The following is a 20,593-nucleotide window of genomic DNA, read 5'->3' on the forward strand; positions in this document are numbered from 1 at the left end:
GTTATAGCGATACAGCCTAAGTTCGCCCTTAACCAATACTGCTTTAGTCGCTTTGTTTCCGCCGCCGTCAATATCACCCCCAGCGCCTGTCAGCAAGGCAATTACAGCCCCAGTGCCACGCCTTCGCGCCTGGGATCCGCGCCGCCAATACGTTTACCGTTTTTGAGCAACACACCATGAATACCACTGTTCAGATCTATCACCCTGACATCATGGCCTCGCTTTTCAAACTCTTTAGCGAACTGTGCCAATGGGGTACCCTTCTCAAGGGCCGTATAATCGTTACGATTAGTGATCTTAGCCAGATTAATGGCCTGCTGGATATCCAGCTTCCAGTCCAGCACCCCAATCAGGGTCTGAGTGACATAGTTGATAATACGACTGCCACCCGGTGAACCGACTACCAGATACAGTTCACCTTGTGAATCAAACACCATCGCCGGCGCCATCGAGCTGCGCGGCCGTTTACCCGGTTCAATGCGATTGGCTACCGGTTTGCCATTTTTTTCTGCGATAAACGAAAAATCTGTCATCTGATTGTTCAGCAAAAACCCGCCAACCATCAGACCAGAACCGAAAGCCATCTCAATGCTGCTGGTCATAGACACCGCATTACCTTTGCTATCGACAATAGCAATATGGCTCGTGTTCGGCAACTCATATGCCTGACCTGCGGTCAGGGTGTTTTCAGCATAAGGTTTACCCGCCAGCGCCACGCCCATGTCCTGATCTTTTTCAATCAGTGAGGCACGCTCTGACAGGTACTGTTTATCCAGCAAAGGTTGCATATCCAGGCCGGTAAAGTCGCTGTCTGCCACATAGGCTTCACGGTCAGCAAAGGCGAGCCTGGATGCCTGGGTAAACAAATGCAGGGCCTCGAGGCTGTTTGGCTGATACTGCTCCAGTTCAAAGGACTCCAGCATCCCTAAGGTCTGCAATATCGCCACGCCACCCGAACTCGGCGGTGCCATGCCACAAACCCTGTAGACCTTGTATTCCCCGCACAAAGGTTCACGCTGCACCGGCTGATATGTCTGCATATCTTTAAGGCTCAGTCGTCCCGGATTAATACTGGCATGCTGCACAGCATTGACGATTCGCTCCGCCAGGGGCCCCTGATAGAATCCCTTTGCACCGGCTTCCGCAATCCGGCTCAGGCTGTCAGCCAGTTGCGGGTTTTTCAATACACTACCAGCGGCAATGGGTGCGTCGTCAGGATAAAAGTAGGCTCTGGTTGTATCAAAACGCTTTACTCCCGGATGAATATCCATGGCCACCAGTTTTGCCAGCCGTGGTGACACTTCAAATCCCTTTTGTGCCAGCTCGATACTGTCTTTAAACAGACGTTTCCAGGGCAAAACGCCAAATTGTTGATGAGCCATTTCCAGCGCACTGACAGCGCCCGGAACACCGACAGCCTGCCCGCCAACGATGGCTTCACGCCAGGGCTTGGGTTTGTCCCCCTGAATAAACATATTGGGATCCACATTCTGTGGCGCTTTTTCTCTGCCATCGAAGGTATGCAGGCGTTTGTTTTCATTATCCCAGTAAAGAATAAAGGTGCCGCCACCAATACCCGAAGACTGAGGTTCAACCAGTGTCAGCATGGCCTGAATGGCCACTGCCGCATCGATGGCACTGCCACCTTCGCGCAGAATAATTTTACCTGCCTTTGAAGCATGAGGGTTGGCCGCACTGACCATGGCGCTATCAGATTCTACCGCCGTCTTTTGTTGATAACCGGTTGCCGCTTCCGGCTCCCGGTCTTCTCTTTTATCCGGTTTGGCAACACCATTGAGTGTGACAAGACAAAGTAATATCAATACCCGCAACTGCATCCTTCTACCCCTTAGTTATAACGTGACGGATCTGGCTTACGCTTTTCCAGAAAGGCCGCAAAGGCCTCTTTGGCAGCATCTGACTTCAACTGCTTAACAAACAGATCCAGTTCATTATGCATATGTCTGGTGACTTCCTGATGAGAGGTTTTCATCAATAGTTTGGTCAGTTTCATCGCCTGCCTGGGCTTGCTGACCAGATTCTGCATCACCTTATTCACCTTGTCGTCCAGCTCTGCAACTGGCAAGGCCTGATTAACCAGACCAAACTGGACCGCCTCACTGGCGTCAAAGGGCTCACCCGCCATTAGCCATTGTGCAGCCTTACGATGGCCCACCAGTCTGGGCAGCAGGTAACTGGAGGCATATTCAGGTACCAGCGCAAGGTTAATAAAGGGCATTGAAAAGCGGGCGTTATCGGCACAATAGACCAGATCACAGTGCAGCAGCAATGTGGTGCCGATCCCCACTGCCATACCCTGCACCTGAGCAACCACAGGCAAAGGACATTTCATCAGTGCGGTCATAAAGCGCACGGTTTGCTCAACCTGCTCAGGGCCTGACGCTTTGGCAAAATCATTCAGATCATTTCCGGCAGTAAAATCCTGCCCCTCGCCTTTGAACAGCACCGCTCTGGTTTGCTCAGAGGCAGTGGCTTGCTCAAGCGCCTCAGCCATTTGCTGATACATGGCATGGGTCAGGGCATTTTTCTTGTCTGCCCGGTTAAAGATGATTTCCGTTATCTGATTGTTTTGTTGAATGAGAATTTCTGACATTGCGACCCTGCCTGATATTTCTGCCATAAAGTAGCCGCACTTTACCAGTGTGTAAAAACAATAAACAGATGCTGATCGGGTACCTTGACGGTATGATGCTAAAAAAGCGTCATCCATAACCGCAGCCTTCAGTCATTTATTTATGTTAAACCTGCCCTTAAAGACCCCTCAGTTTTCAGGCCCCCTGGTATTATTGATACTGATTGTGCTTGCCCATGCCCTGAGCCCGGTAAGTTACGAATTACTTGCCTATCATCGCGATGGCATTTCTGAATATCAGTGGTGGCGACTGCTCAGTGCACATTTGCTGCATACCAATCTGAATCATTTATTGCTCAATAGTGCCGGTGTGGTTCTGTTGTGGGCGGTGTTTGGTGAATACTACCGGCCCTTTTACTATGCCGGCATTACCACAGGCTGTGCCTTAGTGACCAGCGTGGGTCTCTACCTGCTGGTACCGGAATTACAGTGGTATGTAGGACTGTCCGGTGTGTTGCATGGCCTGTTTGCCTGGGGAGCCCTGAGCGATATCAGAACAGGTCGGCGAACAGGATGGCTGTTGCTGCTGGGTCTGGCCGTGAAAATTGGCTATGAAGCTGCTTTCGGCGGCGACCAAAGTGTAAGCCGGCTTATTGAAGCCAGAGTCGCAACGGAAGCCCATTTACTGGGCGCCATAAGTGGCTTGCTGTTCTGTCTGCCGGTGTTATTCTTTAGCAAGAAAAGTATTACAACTTAAACCGCGATACGGCCTTATTCAGCTGTTTCATCAGCTCTCCTACCTGGCTCATAGCCGCACTGGAATCACGGGTGGAGTCGGCACTTTTCTCCGCCAGTTCCACTATCCGCTCCAGGCTGGTAGTTACGGCATCGAGTAACTGGTCCTGATGCCCTGTGTCTTCAACAATCTGCTCGTTAATGGCATTTAGATCACTGATAATCTGCTCAATAGCCTGTATTTCCTCATCAACCTGCCCTATCTGCTCGACGCTGTCCCTGGCCTGCTGCTGACCGGAGCTCATGGCATCCACAGCCTGTTTCGCATCCGCTTGCAAGCTGGAAATCATCTGTTCAATCTCTTCGGTGGAGCTTTGTGTACGATTGGCCAGAGTTCTGACTTCATCGGCAACCACCGCAAAACCCCGGCCCTGCTCACCTGCTCTGGCGGCCTCAATAGCAGCATTCAGAGCGAGCAGGTTGGTCTGCTCGGCAATGGTCTTGATCACATCCAGAATACCGCCGATATTATTGCTGTTGGTCTGCAGACGATTGATAATTTCAGCGGAATGACCTGCCTGATCCGCCTGGGCCAGGATCTGTTTTTTCGAGCGGCTGACCAGATCGCCGGCATGGCGGGTCTGGCTGGCCACTTCAGACAGCCTCGCCGTACTTCGCTGTATCTGATCCAGATTACTTTTACTGGTCTGGCGTACACTGGTTGTATTGTCCGCCGTCTCCCGTACCTGTTCGGTTTGCTGCTGAACCTGCCTGAGGGTGTTTTCAGACAAGTTTTCGCTGCTGGTAATAGCTTCCTCAAGCAGGGTTTCCTGACGCAATATCTGTGATACCACCTGATGCAACCCGGTGCTCAGCTCATTCACATCCCGGGCCAGAGCGGCAAACTCATCCTCACCGCTGCTGTCCGCTTTATGAGTCAGATCACCGCTGCTGATCACACTGAGACTATTGCGGATCCTGGCCAGTGGCCGTGAAATGCTCCTTGCAGCAGTCACTCCTATGATCACCACCATCACCAGTGCCAGCAACATGATCAGCACACTTTTAAAGATATTGCTTTGCACCGCATCGAGTATGGCATTCTGTCCCTGCAGGGTATCGGCGTTAACCTTATCGAACAGCTCCCCCATATCGGTGCGAGCCTGCCGCATACTGGCTTCTGCAGCAAGCATCTGTTGTTCGGCCTGAGCCAGACTGTCGAGTCGCTGAGTCTTTAACTCAAACAGGCCATTGCTGCCCTCATATTGCTCAACAAATTTCTGATATTGCTGATTAAACGCCTCCATCAGGCCGTCGGTATCGACCCCGTCGGCAATGCGATTGATAAACTCAACATTGTTGTTCAGATCGCCCATCGTCAGTTGCAGATTATCTCTGATGGTCTGACTCAGTTCTCTGTCGCGAACGATGGCAAACTCGCGGGTAGCATTAAGCAAAGTAACAATAATATTGTCTATCCGCGCGCCGGCGCCGACCACCTGCGCCAGGGTTCCTTCCTCTGCCCCATCCAGATACGACATATCCAGCAAATTGGCCCCGGCATCACTGCCGGTATACTCTGTTTCCAACGCCAGCGCGTCGATCTCCGTTTGCAACGACAAACCGCGGATCCGTGACTGGTACATCTTATCGGCTTGATCCAGATAGTCTTCTGTGGCCTGAGTCGCACTGGAGAGCAAGGCTTTATCCTGTGGATTCAAAGGTAATTTCTGCAACCGCTCCAGTTGGCTATAGAGCTCCTGCCTGAGGGTTTCAAATTGCTGCTGACTGGCCAGTAGCTTTTCATCAGCGCCAGTGTAATAACCTTCAGTGGAGATCTTAGCCAGAGCCAGTAACCGGGTCTGCACAATCAGCATCTGCGACTGCACCGGCATCTTTTCATCAACAACCAGGCGCGCACTCTGACGGATATCTGACAGACCCCAATAAGAGGTGACATTGGTAATTAATAACAACACACCGAACAACACAAAGCCGGTGATGATCTTCCCCACAACGGTTATACGCATAAATTAACTACCTGAAATGCCTGTTAAAACAATCTTTCCACAGTCCAGTTATAGACGAATCTGGAGCTGTTTGTGGCGATAAACCGCTCAAGATGGCTCAAGCTCAATTGGTCGTACCAGTTAACACCATAATAACAATCTGAAATTGTTTCTCAATTGCCACGGAATGCCTTTTCATCCTGGCTCACTGCCTTATAATGGTTTCATCTCGTTTTTTATCGGCGTTTTTGCATGGAACAGAACCAAGAATTAAAAAAAGCCGGGTTGAAAGTGACCCTTCCGAGAATCAAAATCCTGGAAATTCTGCAGGATCCGGCTAATCAGCATATCAGCGCAGAAGATGTATATAAGATCCTGCTCGAGCAAGGCGAGGAAATCGGTCTGGCCACAGTTTATCGGGTTCTGAATCAGTTTGATGACGCGGGCTTACTGGATCGCCACCATTTTGAGGGCGGCAAGTCCGTGTTTGAGATGGGTCAGAAGAAACACCATGATCACCTGGTATGCCTCAAATGCGGCAAAGTGATCGAATTTGAAGACGACATTATCGAGAAACGCCAGATTGAGGTGGCCGAGAAGAACAATATCAAACTCACCCACCACAGCCTCTATCTGTATGGTGTCTGCCAGCCAAACTGCGAAGACAGATAAACCGGAAATACAGGAAAAATCTTTTTAACCGCAGAGTCGCAGAGTACGCGGAGATTGAGAGATAATTTTTCTTTCTCCGCGTTCCTGGCGTCTTTGTGGTAAAAAATAGCTTCCGTTAGTACTGGTATTTAACCCGGCTAAACAGTGCCTGAGCCTGTTGCCAGACTGGCCCGGCCTGGCCATTCCCCACGGTTTCACCGTCCAGTTCAACCACTGGCGCCACTTCTTTACTGGAACTGGTCAGCCAGATTTCATCCGCCTGGCGAACTTCATCCATGGTCACCGTGCGCACCTCTACCGGAATCTGACCATCCTGCTCAAGGGCGTCGAGCAGAATATAACGGGTTATCCCAGGCAAAATCTGATTGTCGAGCTGAGGTGTCACCACCACACCATCTTTGACAATAAACACGTTACAGGCAGCGGCTTCCGTCAGCTCATTGCGCTCATTAAATAGCAGCACCTCATCTACCGACGCCTTCTGTCCGCTACGATAGTGCATAATATTGCCAAGCAATGCAGTAGACTTGATATTACAGCGCTTCCAGCGTTTATCCTGCTCAGACACAACCTTATAAGTATGGGCTTTGTCAATTTCTGCCACCGGCTCGGCGGGGATCTCAAAAGTAAAAGCAAAAATGGTCGGGGCTAATTGCTGTGGATAACGATGAGCACGGTTATCTTCCCTGCCACGGCTGATGTGCAGGTAAATACCCAGGTTACCGCCACCATTTTGCTGCAGAAGTTGCTCAAACACCCTCTGCCATTGCGCCAGGGTCATATCTACAGCAATCTCCAGCGCTGCCAGACCATCATTGAGACGCTGCATATGCTGTTTAAAACCAACCATCTTACCCTGATAGGAAGGCACCACCTCGTAGACCCCGTCGGCAAACAAAAAACCTCTGTCCATAGGAGAAATACTGGCCTGCTCTTTGGGGATAAACTGACCGTTGAGATAAACAATGCTCATAGAAGGCTCCGGCGAAAAAACGGTCGCCATCATACAACAATGTTCTGTGCCTAAACATCACCGGCGCCATCAATTTATAGATCAAATTTAGCAGCCATATAATGCCAATGCCCCTGGATAATTATTCACACAGACAGGAATCCAGTGCGCAATCCGCCCGCAGGCTATTTATCCGTGGCAACCACTGCATTGCGCAGTTTCTGACTGCGATACTTTTCCATCAGCGGTTTGACGTCCTTGGGACAGTCCAGCAGTCCTTTTTGTTGCAGATAGGCGGTATTGTAGAGCTTGGAGGCAGAGCGTTCGCCCAAATCGCAGGCAAAAGTGACAATGCATTTGCCCGGCCCACTATACAGTGCTGCAAACAGGGCACCGGCCACGTTCAGCGCCGAACTGCTGCCCAGCACTATGCCATCTTTATTGCGTACATAGCGGGCAATGGTAACCAGATCCGTATCCGGCAGGTTTATAGCATGATCGACCCTGGCCTTACGGAAATTTTCCACCATTCGCATAATACCGATGCCTTCGGTGATAGAGCCGCCATGATTCTTATATTCACCGCTTTTAAGATAGTCATAAATCCCTGAACCGTCGGGATCCACCAGCCAGATTCTGACATCCGGATTTTGTTCTTTTAAATACATGGAGTTACCGGCAATGGTGCCGCCGGTGCCTGCTGCTGAGACCAGAATATCCACCTTGCCCTCAGTCTGTTGCCAGATTTCCGGGCCTGTGTGCAGGTAATGGGCCCTGGCGTTACTGGTGTTTTCAAACTGATTAGCCCACCAGTGATCTTTATGTTGTCCGGCCACGGCTTTTGCCCTGTGGTAAAAATGATTAGGATTGGCAAAAGGACAAGGGTCGACGGTCATCAGCTTGGCGCCATAAAGCTCCAGCACCCGTTCTTTCTCTTTGGCCTGATCATTGGGCATCACCGCCAGCATCTGCATACCATAAGACTTGGCCACTAAAGCCAGGCCGATGCCGGTATTGCCTGCCGTTCCCTCGACTATGGTCATACCGGATTTAAGCTCACCTTTTTCTATCGCATCCTGCACCATCTGCAGCGCTGCCCGGTCTTTGATCGAACCGCCCGGATTCTGAAATTCACATTTCAGATAGATATCACAGCCGGTCAGCTCTGACAGGGAGTGGATACGCAACAAATCGGTATTACCTATTAGTTCAGCCTGATGGCGGGCAAGGATCATAATATGACTCAGCAAGGGAAATGACTAATCACAAGGTTAAACCTTTTCGGCTTCTATACCAATCCGTCACAGCCGATTAAAGCAAACTGCGAAGAGTATGGGACTCGGCGCGAAAATTGCGATAACAGTAAGCCAGAAACAGCTCTGCGGTAGCGATGGCATCTTCCAGCGCATTATGGGCCGGATGGGGGCCCAACTCGTATCTGGCCCGGCATTTATCCAGACTCAGCCCTTCAATTTCCGGCTCTTTGCCCCGCCGTTTGAGGGTTTTGTGCTCAAGGGCCAGAGTATCAATAAGCTTCGGCGGCAAAAACTCAAGCCCCGATAACTCATGGGCCTCACGCAAAAATGCCATATCCAGAGGGGCATGATGAAACAACCACAGGGTATTGGGATAGGCCTGAGTCTCCTCAGCCAGTTTACGCAAGGCATCCTTAAGCTCAGCCCCCTGCTCCAAATTCTCCCGGGTCAGGCCATGAATAGCTGGGCTTTGCCCCAGTGTAACCTGAGTATTGATTATAAAATTCTGGCGCTGATGCAGTAAAATATGCGGCGGCTGAACAGGCACCCAGGCCACAGATAATATCTGGTCTTTTTTATGATCCAGCCCGGATAATTCCAGATCGATGGCCAGATAGCGATATTGCTGCCATAGCAGGGTATCCTGATTGCCGCCAAACCACTGCCTCAGTCGCTGCATCAGTTTGTTCATTAACAGGCTCCGCGCATTAAAAGGCCCCCGGGAATAGCTCAGGCCAAGTCCTTCCTGTGCATCCTTAATCAGCCTGAAGGCGGCTTTGAGTTGTCGGCGGGCCAGTGAGTCGAGTTTATCCGGGGCAATCAGGTTATCCGGAATTGTCTGATTGAGCTGATGCTCAAGGCGCATCTGCACCAGAAAACGCCAGGCTGCCAGCCAGTCTTCGCCATCGCGACGATTTATTGCCCCCAACTCAGACAATCTCCGTATCCTCGCCGGGGTGCTGCAATCGCGGATACCGGCTGCCAGAGAGTGAATGCGGGCGATATCATTGAGGATAGCGATGCCGCTTTTCTTAATATCAATCACCTCCTGCTCATCATCCAGCTTCTGAGTGCGAAAGCGGTTAAACAAGCCGATAGGTACTGCCAAATCGGCGCTGTTCGCCGCCAGATTGGCCAGAAAGATCTGATTGGTGGCAAGCTTACTGACAGCACTGTCAAAACGCTCAAACAACCGGTTATCGCCGTAAAGCGCACGATGGTCGAAGAAAATATTGGTGCGCATCAGTGCATCCTGATCCGGCTCCAGGATCCAACCTTTAAATTTCTTCACCCAGGCCTGTTCCGACACCCGTAATTCGTCATTGGAGGCCATAATATTGCCACCGCAGAGCTTAAGACCGCAGCGGGCCAGTCCATCACAGACAAAGTCAGCCAATCCGGCAAACCATTTAGCCTCTTCGGCATCCGGCTCCCGTTCCAGCAATAAACCATTGTCCTGATCTGAACTTAAGGATTGATCGCGGCGGGCCTGGGAGCCAAAGGTCAGCCATACGAAAGGAAAAGGTGCGGTGCCATGCTCTCGCTTATACAAACGAATCAGGCGAATATTGAAAGCATCGGTAAAACTCGCCAGTAAATCGCCCACCAGACGCACATCCACTACCCGGTTGGCAAACTGATGCAAATGCTCAGGCACCAGCTCAGCGATGGCCTGTAACTGCTCAACGGTATCGGCTTTGCGAATCCGATTAACCAGAAACAGAGGTTCACTGCGCTGCTGACGCATCAAATCCGTTGCGGTAATAACCCCTATGGGTTTATTGTCTTTGACCACGGCCACATGATGCACATTCTCACCAGTCATCGCCTGCATGGCATCAAACAGCGGAGCCTGCCAGTCCAGATTAATCACCGGCGAGGTCATAAACTCACTGACCGGCTGGTCATAAGATTGCCTCGCTGCCACTACCCGCGAACGGATGTCCCGGTCAGTGATAATCCCCTGTAACTCGTCATTGTCCTGAATCAGCAGACAGGAGACTTTGTTCTCCGTCATCCGCTGGGCCGCCTCAGCAACACTGCAATCGGCTCCAATGGAAACCAGCGTACGCTCGAGGATATCGGCCACCGATAACTGCGTCCAGTCATGCTCCTGATTACGTGACTCGGTCAGCAACCTGTCTCCCAGTGCCCTTGAAAAATAATCCGCAAACTCCTGATTATGTTCACACAAATAATCAAAAGGGGTCTGCGACAGGCTGTACATCAGACCATCATCCAGAACCTTAAGTCTGTTAGTGATTGGGCGTTTTGTCAGCAATGAAGGGTAACCAAACAGGTCGCCCGGTTCGAGACGCTCAATCAGCTGATTATGATTACCCAGCAGATCAAATACGCCTTTTTTAATCAGGTAGAGTTGTGGTCTGTCTTTGGGTACCACCTCATCCAGGCTCTCGTCACACAGATAATGCAATTGCAGATGCTTAAGACAGTAGTCCAGTTGCGCTGAGCTCAGCCTGTCAAAAGGTGCACAGCGACTGAGAAATATTCTGGCAGAATCAATGTTATCCATCAGTATCAGTACTCCCAAAGAATCATCATTGTGTGCATACGGTCAACAACAATGGATCTTCCTTATCCAGCTTCACCCAATCTGAATCGGCTTGCTGTCCTGTTGCATTCACCGACAACTCTGCGGAAAAGTGGGCACGGGCACCAGCATGGCAGTCAATAACCTGAGGAACCCGGCGCGCGCTCGCCCGGCGCTGAAAAAAGTATAAATCCACCAGCATCAGGTGCGGATGTTGCTGATTAGCAGCCGCGTTTTTTACATCCACAGCCATAAAGCGCAGTGTTTGTGGCCACAGATAACTCCAGGGCCTGTACCAGCTTTGCTCCTGTACTTCCCTGACCACTTCAATGCCCTCAGGCAGCAGGCTGAGCTGGTGTTGATACCAGTTGTACTCTGACTGGATCTGAAATCCCAGCATACCTAATCCGGCAAACACAGGGATCAGCCATTTCGGTGCTTTTTTATTGCTTAACCAGCGCAGGAACAGTGCGATACCTGCAGCCCCGACTCCGGCGATAATAGTAGCGACAAATTCCCATAACATAATGATTCAGATTCCTGTTTCAGAACAAAAATAAAGCGGGCAAGTCTGCCCGCTTTATCGGTCAAACACGAGACGTCACTCAGTGCCCCGTTGCAACGCCTGCGCCCCTTGGATAACGCACACTTTCTACCAGTTCCTGGATTTCCTTCGGCGGCTTTTCAGTCATAGCGGATACCGTAAAGGCCACCGCAAAGTTGATCACTGCGCCAACGGCACCGAAAGACAGCGGTGATATACCCAGCAACCAGTTATCCGGAGTATTGGCCAGATTATTGGTGCCAGGAATAAACAGCCAGCCCAGATAGATAAAGATATATATCACGGTAGACAACAGACCCGCCAGCATACCGGCGATGGCACCTTTGTTGTTAACCCTGGTAGAAAATATCCCCATCATCAATGCCGGGAAGATAGACGCTGCGGCAATACCAAAGGCCAGTGCCACTACCTGCGCTGCAAAGCCCGGCGGATTCATCCCCAGCCAGGTCGCCACCACAATCGCCACTGCCATGGAAATCCGCGCCGCACGCAGCTCACCACGCTCGGAGATCTTCGGATTAATCGAACCTTTGATCAGGTCGTGACTGATAGCCGAAGAGATGGCAAGCAACAATCCGGCAGCCGTAGACAATGCTGCAGCCAGACCACCGGCAGCAATCAGGCCCACTACCCAGGGTGGCAGATTGGCGATCTCCGGGTTAGCCAGTACCAGAATGTCGTTATTCACGCTCAGCTCATTACCATTCCAGCCTCTTTGTGATGCTGTTTCGGCAAACTCAGCACTGTCATTGTAAAGCTGAATACGACCGTCGTTGTTTTTGTCTTCAAACTGAATCAGTCCGGTTTGCTCCCAGGTCTGGATCCAGTCCGGGCGCTCGTCATATTTGATTGCATCTGCTGTCGGACCATCAGGGTAGATGGTGTTAAGCAGATTCAGACGCGCCATAGATGCCACTGCAGGTGCAGTCAGGTAAAGCAAAGCAATAAACACCAGCGCCCAACCAGCCGACCAGCGGGCATCGGCTACCTTAGGTACAGTGAAGAAACGGATAATCACATGGGGCAGACCAGCCGTACCTATCATCAGTGACAAGGTAAACAGCACCATATTCAGTTTATTGGAAACATCAGCCGTATAGTCCCTGAAACCCAGTTCATTGACCACCTGATCCAGTTTTGCCAGCAGTGGCATTCCGGATTCAGTATGTTCAGAGAACAGGCCAAAGGCCGGAATCGGGTTACCGGTCAGTTGCAAGGAGATAAATACCGCAGGAATGGTATAGGCAATAATCAGCACCACGTACTGTGCTACCTGGGTATAGGTGATGCCCTTCATGCCACCCATTACCGCGTACAGGAATACCACCACTGCGGCAATCATCAGCCCGGTGTCGCTCTCTACTTCCAAAAAGCGCGAGAACGCCACACCGGCCCCGGTCATCTGCCCGATTACATAAGTGACAGAAGCGATGATAAGACAGGTCACCGCCACTAAACGGGCACCTGAGCTGTAAAAACGGTCGCCGATAAACTCCGGCACCGTAAATTTACCGAACTTACGCAGATAAGGTGCTAATAACATGGCCAGCAACACATAGCCGCCTGTCCATCCCATCAGGAATGTGGAGTTGGCATAACCGCCGGCGGCAATCAGGCCCGCCATGGAGATAAAGGACGCCGCTGACATCCAGTCTGCCGCAGTAGCCATCCCGTTCATCACCGGATGCACGCCGCCTCCGGCCACGTAGAAATCCCGGGTCGTACCGGCTCTGGCCCAGATAGCAATGCCGATGTACAGCGCAAAGGAGGCACCGACAAAAATCAGATTAATCGCAAATTGACTCATGGCCCTTACTCCTCATTCACGCCGAAGCGTTTATCAAGCTGGTTCATTTTCCAGGCATAGAAAAATATCAGCGCGATAAAGGTCAGAATGGAGCCCTGCTGGGCAAACCAGAAGCCAAGATCGGTGCCACCAATACTAATACCGGCCAGCCAGGGCCGAAACAGAATACCGAAGCCATAGGATGACAGCGCCCAGATTACCAAACAGCCGGCAATCAAACGCAAGTTAGCCTTCCAGTAGGCCTGGGCGATACTTTTGTCGTCCGCCATTTGTTTACTCCTATCGTTATTGTTGTAAAACAATTGTTAATCTATCAGTCGCTGCTTAAGCTACCAGCCCGACTTTAGTCGAACACGGCAGAAAAAATTTGGCACAATGGTGCTTTATCAGGGACTTTGCATTGTTTCAGGCACCTTGAGTCAGGGCCTAGACCATAGTCGTATAGGCCCGGATTGGGGTTTAATGCTTGTATCTGCGTTTAACTGAATGCTGTTCTGAGCTCACGCATTGGATTGCAACTGAGTGCTATCGCAGAGTAATAACAGCAATTTATTGAAAAGAGCACTGACATGGCGATAACGCTTTTCTGGATTCTGGCAGCCCTGGCTTACGTGGGCCTGTTGTTTTGGCTGGCTCAGCGTGGTGATCAGTCAGGCTCCCGGGCGAATCGGCTGGCCCGCCATCCGTTGATCTATAGTCTCGCTCTGGGGATCTATTGCACGTCATGGACCTATTACGGTGCCATTGGTGAAGCGGCCAAGTCCCAGTGGCAATATTTACCTATTCTGCTTGGCCCGGTACTACTATTCCTGTTCGGCTACCCCATGCTGCATAAAATGCTGCTGGTGAGTAAGCGTCAGAATATTACCTCTGTTTCAGATTTTGTCTCATCCCGGTATGGTAAAAGGCGCAGTATTGCCGTGCTGGTGACCCTGCTAATGACCCTGGCCACCATCCCTTATATCGCCTTGCAGCTTAAGGCAGTGGATGCCAGTTTCGCGGTCTTTGCCAACCTTGAAAGCGGTGGCGGCAATAATATCAAAGCCCTGGTCGCTACCCTGATTATGGCGCTGTTTGCGGTACTGTTTGGCACGCGCCATGCGGACATTACCCGGTATCGCTCCGGGCTGATGTTAGCTATTGGTGCGGAGTCACTGGTCAAACTGTTCGGATTATGTTTCGCCGGACTGTTCGCCTATGCCCTGTTAATGTCGCCGGACACCAACTGGCAGGCCGTTACCACGCAGGTCAATCAATGGCAGGACTGGCAAGGTTCAGGTTTTGATTTTGTGATGCAGGCGCTGATGGCAGCTGCCGCCATATTCTGCCTGCCACGTCAGTTCCATGTGATGATTGTGGATAATCACAAAAGCTCACATCTGGCCATGGCCCGCTGGATGTTTCCACTCTATCTGCTGCTCACTGCAATCGCCATCATACCGGTATCCATGGCCGGCAATATTCTGTTTGCTGGCTCAGGGGTAGATCAGGATACCTTCCTGATGCAACTGCCCTTATCCCAGGGCCATCATCTGCTGAGTCTGTTGATATTTATTGGTGGAATTTCTGCTGCCACGGCCATGATCGTGGTATCCGGTCTGGCCCTTTCCACCATGCTTACCAATGATGTCATTGTGCCGCTGCTGCTGAAGAATCAGCCGCAGCGTTGGCTCAAAGATAAAAATTACAAAAAACGCCTGCTCAATATTCGCCGCCTGGTGATCCTGCTGATTCTGCTGATGGCCTATAGCTATTTTGTCATCTGGGCCGACGGCAGCGCCTTATCCAGTATGGGATTGCTGGCGTTTTCGCTGGTGGTACAACTTGCCCCGGCTATTCTTGGCGGGCTGTACTGGAAACAGGGCCACGCCAGTGGGGTCATCGGCGGCCTGGCGCTGGGGCTGGGCTGTTGGGTGATGTTTGTGATGATGCCACTGGCCGGGCAAACAGGCACCTTAAACAGCACCAGTATTATCACTCAGGGCGTCGCCATCAGTTGGCTGGCAAATATTACCGGATATCTGCTGTTCTCCTTAAGCGCCGGGCACAGTTTGCTTGAGCGCGTGCAGGCCAGCGCCTTTGTCACGCCCAATGCCGATGCCGAAGTCAATAAGCGCGTCACTGCTCAGAGCAAGATCAGTAATGTGGATCTTAAGGAATTGCTGAAAACCTTTGTGGGCAGCAGTCGCACCGAACAGTTAATGGACCACTATTGTAAAGAGCATCACACCGAGCTTACTGACAATGCCACGCCCAGTGACAACTTCATCCAGTTCTGTGAGCGCAGCCTGGCTGGCGTGCTCGGCGGAAGCTCCGCCCGTTCACTGATCAAGGTACTGATCTCAGGCCAGCAGATGGATGTGGAAGAAGTCTTTACCTTTTTCGAAGATACCACCGAAGCACTGAAAGCCAATCAGGCCATATTGTTCAGCAGTATCGAAAACCTCAGCCAGGGGATCAGCGTAGTCGACAAGGATCTGAAACTGGTGGCCTGGAATAAGGCCTATCTGGATTTATTTGACTACCCACCGGGACTGGTAGAAATCGGCCAGCCCATTGAGAACCTGGTGCGCTACAATGCCCGGCGCGGAGAGTGTGGTACCGGCGACGTGGAAGAACTGGTACAAAAACGCCTGCAGCATATGCAGCAAGGCTCGCAACACCGATTTATCCGCCGCCGTGCTGATGGCCGGGTCATCGAAATGAACGGTAATCCCCTGCCAACCGGTGGTTTTGTTACCAGCTTTAATGACATTACCGAACATGTAGAGATCCAAAAAGCGCTGGAAGAGGCCAATATCGATCTGGAAAAGCGTATCGATCATCGCACCCGTCAGATCCGTGAGATCAATCAGGAACTCAAACATGCCAAGCATCAGGCCGAACAGGCGAATCGCTCCAAGACCCGCTTTCTGGCGTTGGCCAGCCATGACATTTTGCAGCCCCTGAATGCCGCCCGCCTGTATTTATCGGCGCTGAATGACGATGAGCTGTCTGAACACAACCTGCAGATTACCCGTAAATTGGGTGCCTCGTTAAACGCCAGCGAACAACTGATTTCTACCCTGCTGGAAATCGCCAAGCTGGAGCAGGGTGCACTCACCCCTACTCTGTCCCATTTTGCCCTGACAGATTTAATCCATTCTCTGGAGCAGGAATTCAGAGGGCTGGCGGAGATGAACGGGGTAACCCTGCATATCCGCAATTCTCAGGCGGTGGTACACAGCGACCCCACTTACCTGCGCCGGATTCTACAGAACCTTATCTCTAATGCCATCAAATACAGTCCGGGCGGCAAGGTGTTGTTGGGATGCAGAAAACGCAGTGACCATATTCTGGTACAGGTCTGGGACAACGGATTGGGCATTTCTCAAACCGAACAGGATGATATTTTCTCCGACTTCTATCGTGCTCACCGTGGCCAGATAAAAGGTGTGGGGTTAGGCCTGGGCGTGGTCAAAAAAATGAGTGAACAGCTTAACCATCCCATCACATTGCGCTCAGAGGTGGGCCTTGGCAGTTGCTTCAGCGTGCGTATTCCCCTCGGTAGTCAAGCCCTGGGTAAAAGTAATGATCGCCATCAGGGGCCTCTGCAGCGCTTCGAGCACACCAGAGTACTCTGTGTGGATGATGACCCCACCAATCTCGATGCGCTGCAAAGTTTGCTGGGTAAGTGGGGCTGCAGTGGCGACTATCTGGACAGGGTAAACACAGCGCTGGAGTATTCAGGGCAGCACAGCGCCCCGGATCTGTTGGTGATCGATTATCAGCTCGACAGTGAAGACACTGACGGACTGGCCCTGATTGAGAAACTGCGCAGCGCCTGGCGAACGGATATACCCGCGTTGCTGGTCACCGCCAACAAGGATGAAAGCCTTAAAAATAAAGCTCAGAGAATGCAGGTAAGTTTCTTAGCTAAGCCCATTAAGCCTGCTGCGCTGAAAGCCTGGATCGAGCATCATCAGGGGTAAACAGCCCCTGATGATAGTCACATATTCAGACCAGGACGCGGCTGCCCGTGCTGCTCTGACGCCATGCTTTTTGTTGCTCAATCTTCTTCCAGACTTTCTCATGAAAGTAGAACGCCACGGTATTGACTGCAGGTTCAATCAACGCCACCAGACCACCAATCAGTACATCACCGGTAAGCAGATAAGTGATACCAAAGGCGATACTGAAATGTATCAGTGCAAAGGTAAATGTCTTAGTCATGGCCAGCTCCTTTTAATCTATGAACTGAGCATAACAATGAGCTACAAGTTTAAATAACGATTAAAATTAAATATCTAAATCTATTATTTAGATTAGAAATAAAATATTGAGTGCCCGTCATGCCCGAACGCCGTTATCGTGCACCCAGCGCCCTTTATAAAAGACTTAACCACAGAGGCACAGAGAGCACAGAGAAGCATAATTTAAGTCGTCAGTTGTCAGCCCTCAGGTGTCAGTTGCTGAAAGAGCGCAAAGGCTTGAAGATATTCTGCTATTACCCTCTTCGTGCTCTTCGCGTTCTTCGTGGTGATTTTTTTGGACCACGAAAGGCTCGAAGAGCACGAAGAAAAATACCAAGGGGATACATCACTTATAGGTTACATCCTCTGCGCCTTGTCGAGATCTTAAGCTTTTATTCCGTTGGTCTCGCTGAGGCGCAAAGGCGCAGAGATGTTTTGGCCCTTTCTATCCGCTGTCATGGTATTCACTTTTTGCGGGGTTGGTGGAAAATAACAAGGCACTGGGTTCCCGCCAACAGCATGCGGGAACGACTGGCGGTCATGCCCGAGTGTCGTTATCGGGCATCCAGCGCCTTTTGCTTTTGTTAAATTTACCGCAGAGCCGCAGAGGACGCGGAGTTAATCAGGGTTACAGATTTAAATCTCCGCGTCCTCTGCGACTCCGCGGTGGAAAATCTTTTAAACCTCTGTGTTCTCCGTGCCTCTGTGTTGAAAAATTCGCTTTTATGCATTTTTCTGGGTCCAATAAAAAAACCGGTTGCTATGGACAACCGGTTTTATTTATCAGAAGCGATTTCCCGCGATCCGCTTCGTTCCTTGTCAGGCTACATAACAATCAGTGTCTTGTAGCCCGGATGCAGCGAAGCGGAATCCGGGGGTTTTTACGTATCAGGCCACGGATTTTTTCTTCGCAGGCTGAGACTTTTTACCCAGATTCTCCAGTTCGCCCGGCTGAAAATCATCCACACTCAGGGCGTTACGGCGCAACACATCGGTGCGTTTAAGCTGTCCGGCTTCGTGCTGAGAAATAATCTCCTGCTCCAGTGCCGCTTCGAGCATTTTTTCAAAGGGCAGTTTACGGACCAGCTGACCGGCCTTTTGTGCCTTGAGCAATTTTTTCTCAATCGGCACCACATCGTGCATGGCGATAAAGGCCCGTTCAACGATACCAACCGGATCATCCTCTTTGTCACCGATATAGCACAGATGCGTAAGACGATCGCGCATCACACCAGGCTGCATCAGGCTGTCACTGACCTTCTGGGTAATATCATCCTCTGGCATCTGATAACCAATACCCCATGGGAACACCACCCGCTTGACCACATTGGCCACCAGACGATTGGGGAAGTTCTGGAAAAAACCACCGAAGGCATGGCCAATCTTATGCAGACAACGCTGCAGCGAATAGTGAACAAAAGGCAAGTCCGCCACCTGACGACCGTCACTTTCGTAACGTTTAAGTACCGCAGAAGCGATATACAACTGACTGAGAACATCACCTAAGCGCGCCGAAATCATCTCTTTACGCTTCAGATCGCCGCCTAAAATCAGCATTGAGAAATCGGCACACAATGCCAGCCCTCTGGACATTCTGGACAACTGCTTATAGTACACAGCGGTTTCACCGGATACCGGCGCGCCATTCAGACGACCGCCTGTAAGCCCCTGCCACAGCGCAGCAAAGAAGTTACCCGTTGCAAAGCCCACGTGCTTAATTAACAGACCATCGAAATCCTTCAGCCCCTGCTCGGCATCTTCATTGGCTGCCGCTTCCATTTCTGCAAACACATAAGGGTGGCAGCGCGTGGCACCCTGACCAAAGATCATCAGATTACGGGTGAGGATATTCGCCCCTTCCACGGTAATAGCTACCGGGGTACCAAAGTACTGATGGCCCAGATAGTTTTTCGGCCCGAGTTGCACACCTTTACCGGCGTGGATGTCCATGGCGTCATTGATCACCTCGCGGGACATCTCGGTCATATGATATTTGGCAATGGCGGTGACGACTGAGGGACTCTCACCCAGATCGATAGCGCCTGCCGTCATGGTACGCATGGCTTCAAGGGTATAGGTCAGGCCACCGATACGCCCCATGGCTTCCTGTACCCCTTCGAACTTACCGATAGACAGACCAAACTGTTTACGGGCAACTGAATAGGCCCTGTGGTACGGGCAGAGAGCTGGGCATTGGCGGTAGCCAGTGCCGGCAGCGAAATACCGCGGCCCGCAGAGAGACACTCCACCAGCATGCGCCAGCCACGGCCGGCATAATCAGGACCACCGATGATCCAGTCCAGCGGAATAAACACATCTTTACCGCGCGTGGTGCCGTTCATAAAGGCCATGGCCACAGGGAAATGACGCTCCCCGGTTTCCACACCCGGGTGATCGGTAGGGATCAGGGCACAGGTAATACCCAGCTCTTTCTTATCGCCCAGTAATCCATCAGGGTCATACATCTTAAATGCCAGACCCAGTACAGAGGCCACCGGTGCCAGCGTGATATAGCGCTTGTCCCAGGTCAGTTTCAGACCCAGCACTTCTTTGCCTTCGTGCATGCCCTTACAGACAATACCTTCATCAGGAATAGCACCAGCATCAGAGCCCGCCTCAGGGCCGGTCAGCGCAAAACAAGGCACATCCGTTCCATCGGCCAGGCGCGGCAGCCAGTAATCTTTTTGCTGCGCCGTGCCGTAGTGCATCAGCAACTCACCGGGGCCTAAGGAATTCGGCACCATCACCGTTACCGCTGCGCTTAATGAGCGGGTCGATATGCGTGAAACGATAGTGGAATTGGCAATGGCAGAGAACTCTTTACCGCCAAAAGACTTGGGAATGATCATGGCAAAGAAGCCTTCCTTACGCAGATAATCCCAGACTTCTTTGGGCAGATCTTTTTGCTCGTGAACGATTTTAAAGTCGTCCAGCATGGCCAGCAGGGTTTCAACCTGATTGTCCATAAAGGCCTGCTCTTCGTCGCTTAAGGCCGGCTTGGCATAGCCATGCAGGGTGTTCCAGTCAGGCTTACCGCGAAACAGCTCCCTTCCCACCAGATTGAGCCCGCTTCCATGGCCTCACGCTCCGTGCTGGACATGGGTGGCAGAATTTTTTTAAAAATTTGAAATACCGGCTTGGTAATCAGGTTTCGTCTGATCTCGGTGACGCCTAAAATAATGGCGACCACCACCAGAATAATTAACAGAATAGACATAATA

Annotated in this window: 13 protein-coding genes and 1 pseudogene; 3 read left to right on the forward strand and 11 right to left on the reverse strand. The window is 51.3% G+C overall.

Annotated features, from left to right (window positions below):
* Nucleotides 1-101 precede the first annotated feature (101 nt).
* Nucleotides 102-1,838 (reverse strand): gamma-glutamyltransferase, encoded by a 1,737-nt coding sequence (ggt, locus tag AT746_RS11635; protein ID WP_062480492.1) that lies wholly within the window; start codon nucleotides 1,836-1,838, stop codon nucleotides 102-104.
* A gap of 11 nt (nucleotides 1,839-1,849) precedes the next feature.
* Entirely contained in the window at nucleotides 1,850-2,614 is a 765-nt protein-coding gene (locus AT746_RS11640; protein ID WP_062480493.1) for an enoyl-CoA hydratase, read from the reverse strand.
* A 142-nt stretch (nucleotides 2,615-2,756) separates the two neighbouring features.
* Between AT746_RS11640 and rrtA the strand changes: the two genes are divergently transcribed.
* Nucleotides 2,757-3,350 carry a rhombosortase gene (gene rrtA, locus AT746_RS11645; RefSeq protein ID WP_062480495.1) on the forward strand — a complete coding sequence of 198 codons (594 nt, stop codon included), beginning with the start codon at nucleotides 2,757-2,759 and terminating at the stop codon, nucleotides 3,348-3,350.
* Here rrtA and AT746_RS11650 read toward each other — a convergent pair.
* A complete protein-coding gene (locus AT746_RS11650) occupies nucleotides 3,340-5,358 on the reverse strand; it encodes a HAMP domain-containing methyl-accepting chemotaxis protein (protein WP_062480498.1) in 2,019 nt (672 codons plus the stop codon). The two genes, rrtA and AT746_RS11650, sit on opposite strands and share 11 nt — an antisense overlap.
* 231 nt (nucleotides 5,359-5,589) lie before the next feature.
* Here AT746_RS11650 and fur point away from each other — a divergent pair, with 231 nt between their 5' ends.
* Nucleotides 5,590-6,009 (forward strand): ferric iron uptake transcriptional regulator, encoded by a 420-nt coding sequence (gene fur, locus AT746_RS11655; RefSeq protein WP_062480500.1) that lies wholly within the window; start codon nucleotides 5,590-5,592, stop codon nucleotides 6,007-6,009.
* Between the two features lie 115 nt (nucleotides 6,010-6,124).
* Here fur and AT746_RS11660 read toward each other — a convergent pair whose 3' ends face one another.
* From AT746_RS11660 to AT746_RS11685, 6 genes are all read right to left on the reverse strand, one after another.
* Nucleotides 6,125-6,982, reverse strand: a complete 858-nt coding sequence (locus AT746_RS11660; protein WP_062480502.1) for an aminotransferase class IV — start codon at nucleotides 6,980-6,982, stop codon at nucleotides 6,125-6,127.
* A gap of 164 nt (nucleotides 6,983-7,146) precedes the next feature.
* Nucleotides 7,147-8,196, reverse strand: coding sequence for a cysteine synthase A (locus AT746_RS11665; RefSeq protein ID WP_062480504.1), 1,050 nt, complete (start codon nucleotides 8,194-8,196; stop codon nucleotides 7,147-7,149).
* Nucleotides 8,197-8,272: 76 nt separating this feature from the next.
* Nucleotides 8,273-10,750 (reverse strand): putative nucleotidyltransferase substrate binding domain-containing protein, encoded by a 2,478-nt coding sequence (locus AT746_RS11670; protein ID WP_156413683.1) that lies wholly within the window; start codon nucleotides 10,748-10,750, stop codon nucleotides 8,273-8,275.
* A gap of 25 nt (nucleotides 10,751-10,775) precedes the next feature.
* The gene (locus tag AT746_RS11675) at nucleotides 10,776-11,294 is read right to left on the reverse strand and encodes a hypothetical protein (protein ID WP_062480508.1); all 519 of its coding nucleotides are present in this window, start codon (nucleotides 11,292-11,294) and stop codon (nucleotides 10,776-10,778) included.
* A 79-nt stretch (nucleotides 11,295-11,373) separates the two neighbouring features.
* Nucleotides 11,374-13,140, reverse strand: coding sequence for a sodium:solute symporter family protein (locus tag AT746_RS11680; protein ID WP_062480510.1), 1,767 nt, complete (start codon nucleotides 13,138-13,140; stop codon nucleotides 11,374-11,376).
* Between the two features lie 5 nt (nucleotides 13,141-13,145).
* Nucleotides 13,146-13,409, reverse strand: coding sequence for a DUF4212 domain-containing protein (locus AT746_RS11685; protein ID WP_062480513.1), 264 nt, complete (start codon nucleotides 13,407-13,409; stop codon nucleotides 13,146-13,148).
* A 306-nt stretch (nucleotides 13,410-13,715) separates the two neighbouring features.
* Between AT746_RS11685 and AT746_RS11690 the strand changes: the two genes are divergently transcribed.
* On the forward strand, nucleotides 13,716-17,111 hold the full coding sequence (locus tag AT746_RS11690) for a PAS domain-containing hybrid sensor histidine kinase/response regulator (protein WP_062484168.1): 3,396 nt from the start codon (nucleotides 13,716-13,718) through the stop codon (nucleotides 17,109-17,111).
* Nucleotides 17,112-17,136: 25 nt separating this feature from the next.
* Here the strand turns inward: AT746_RS11690 and AT746_RS11695 are convergent, their stop codons facing one another.
* The gene (locus tag AT746_RS11695) at nucleotides 17,137-17,352 is read right to left on the reverse strand and encodes a DUF2061 domain-containing protein (RefSeq protein WP_062480515.1); all 216 of its coding nucleotides are present in this window, start codon (nucleotides 17,350-17,352) and stop codon (nucleotides 17,137-17,139) included.
* Nucleotides 17,353-18,260: 908 nt separating this feature from the next.
* Nucleotides 18,261-20,589: pseudogene (locus tag AT746_RS11700) on the reverse strand (acyl-CoA dehydrogenase).
* Nucleotides 20,590-20,593: the final 4 nt, after the last annotated feature.

The organism is Lacimicrobium alkaliphilum (assembly GCF_001466725.1).
In the GTDB taxonomy this organism is placed as follows: Bacteria; Pseudomonadota; Gammaproteobacteria; order Enterobacterales; family Alteromonadaceae; genus Lacimicrobium; species Lacimicrobium alkaliphilum_B.